The 2,506-nt window shown below is 71.3% G+C and carries 2 protein-coding genes; both read left to right on the top strand.

Annotated features, from left to right (window positions below):
- Positions 1 to 303: DUF5372 family protein (locus tag ACFYX0_RS47400; protein ID WP_388981961.1), on the top strand; the 303-nt coding region annotated here is incomplete at its 5' end.
- Positions 304 to 433: 130 nt separating this feature from the next.
- A complete protein-coding gene (locus tag ACFYX0_RS47395) occupies positions 434 to 2,494 on the top strand; it encodes a recombinase family protein (RefSeq protein ID WP_388981959.1) in 2,061 nt (686 codons plus the stop codon).
- The last annotated feature ends 12 nt before the right edge of the window (positions 2,495 to 2,506 follow it).

Here is a 2,506-nt window from a genome sequence, read left to right as displayed (position 1 = left end):
CGACGGTCCTCGCATAGGGCCGCATCGTCCAGGCAATCGTTGGGTTCGCTGGTGGTCACTCACCCGTTCCACCCGTTGTCCGGCTGCGAGTTGGAGATTCTGTACGTCAAGCGCCGGAGTGGTGCGCTGGTCTTCGTCTGCGCGAGCGGTGCGGGCCGGAGCGTGACGCTGCCGCAGGCGTGGACCGACCGGGGGGTTGCGGCCGAGGAGTACCCGCTCGCGGTCGAGGGCCTGTGTGCTGCGCGTGCGCTGGTGAATGCCCTGGTGAGCCGTGGTGCCGGCGAGGGTGGGGGCGGATCCTGATGGCACGAAAGATGTCTCGCGTGGTTGCCCTGGCGTGGGCGGGAGCGAGGAGCCGTGCCGGGGATGGGAGCGTGGGACGAGACGGTGATGGTGCTGGCCAACATGGTCGAGTCCGTGCTGGGAGGCGGCTGTGAACGGGCAGTCGAAGATCACGCCGGCGCACCGGTCCCGGCAGGCGGTGGTCTACCTGCGGCAGTCGACGTATGTGCAGGTGAGGGACAACACCGAGTCCACCGCGAGGCAGTACGCGCTGGCCGACGAGGCGGTGCGGCTGGGCTGGGACCGCGAGGACGTCATGGTGATCGACGCGGACCTGGGTGTGTCGGGGAAGTTCGGGGCCGAGCGGGAGGGCTTCCGCGAGCTGGTGGCGAAGGTCTGTCTGGGCGAGGTCGGGGCGGTCTTCGGGCTGGAGGTGTCCCGCCTGGCTCGCTCGTCGGCGGACTTCGCCCGGCTGCTGGAACTGGCCCGGCTGACGGACGCGCTGCTGGTGGACGGCGACGGCATCTACGACCTCGCGGACATCAACGACCGGCTGCTGCTGGGGCTCAAGGGATCCATGAGCGAGGCCGAGCTGCACATCCTGGCTGGCCGGTTACAGGGGGCGAAGCGGGTCGCGGCCGAACGCGGCGAGCTGCACTTCCCCCTGCCGGTCGGCTACGTCTACGACGACGAGGGCGCATGCGTGATCGATCCGGACGTGGAGGTGCAGACCGCGATCCGGGACGTCTTCGCCGCGTTCGCAGCGGGCGGCTCGGCCTACGGGGTGGTGGCCGCATTCGTCGTCCGGCGCTTCCCGCTGCGGGCCTATGGAGGCGTCTGGGCAGGCCAGTTGCGCTGGGGGAAGCTCACCCACGCCAGGGTGCTGGGGGTGCTGAGTAACCCGTGCTACGCGGGCACCTACGTCTACGGTCGGTTCTCCACCCGGCGCACGGTGGAGCCGGATGGCACCGTGCGCACGGGGGTGCGGCTGCTGCCGAGGGACCAGTGGCCGGTGGTGCTGCATGACCACCACGAGGGCTACATCACCTGGCAGAACTTCCTGGAAATCGAGGCAAAGCTGAAGGCCAACTGCACTCATGACGGCGCCCGTCCGGCCCGCGAGGGCCTGGCCCTGTGTCAGGGGATCATCGGCTGCGGCTCGTGCGGGCGCCCGATGACCACCCGCTATCACCGCAGCGGACAGGCGGCCTACGAGTGCTCCGGATCCAAGGCGGACCACCAGGGCACGCCGACCTGCCGGTCCATCAGGGCGGACGTCGTCGATGACGCCGTTGCCGCACGCCTGCTGGCCCAGCTCACCCCGGACCAGATCACCGTCGCCCTCGCGGCAGCGGACGAGGTCACCACCCGCCACACCCGCGTCCACCGGGCCGCCGAGCTGGCGGTGGAACGCGCCCGCTACGAGGCGGACCGCGCCGAGCGTGCCTTCACCGCGGTCGATCCCGGCAACCGGCTCGTCGCCCAGACGCTGGAGAGCAGGTGGGAGGCCAGGCTCGCCGCCCTGGCCGAGGCTGAGGCGGCTCTCACGGCGGCGCGGGAGTCCCGCCCGTCGCTGCCCGACCGGGACGGCCTGCTGGCTCTGGCCACCGATCTGCCCCGCCTCTGGCACGCGGCCGACACCCGGGAGAAGGACAGGAAACGCCTGCTCAGGACGCTCGTGTCGGACGTGACGCTGCTACCGGAGACCGACCGGTGGCGAGCCCGTGTCGGCTTGCGTTGGCACACCGGGGCGAGCGAGGAGGTCGCTCTTGAGCGGCCCAAGCCCGCGCCGGAGGCCCGGCGGACCCCGTCGGCGGCGCTCGCGCTGATCAGCCGGCGCGGTCCGCAGCTTCGCGACGCCGAGATCGTCACCGAACTGGCGGCGGCCGGCATCACCACCGGCTCCGGCCGCCCGTTCGACGAGGCCGCGGTGCGCTGGGTCCGCCACGTCCACAAGATCCCCTCCCCGTTCATGGCCCCGTTCCGGGACGGGGAGATCTCGGTCAAGGAGGTGGCCCACCGCCTGGGCATCGCGGCCGACGCGGTCTACTACTGGATCACCCACGGACAGCTGGCCGCCCGCAAGACTCCCAGCGGCCGCTGGTGCGTCCCCTGGGACGAAGAGACCGAAGCCGCCTGCCTGCGGCGCATCGCCGAATCCGGGCACCTCACCCCGAAAACCCGAACCATCACAGCAGGAGGGGCAGTATGAAGCCGCCATGCC

The sequence above is a fragment of the Streptomyces sp. NPDC002573 genome, assembly GCF_042889625.1.
Lineage (GTDB): Bacteria > Actinomycetota > Actinomycetes > Streptomycetales > Streptomycetaceae > Streptomyces > Streptomyces gibsoniae.
This window is presented reverse-complemented; position numbering and strand designations above follow the sequence as displayed.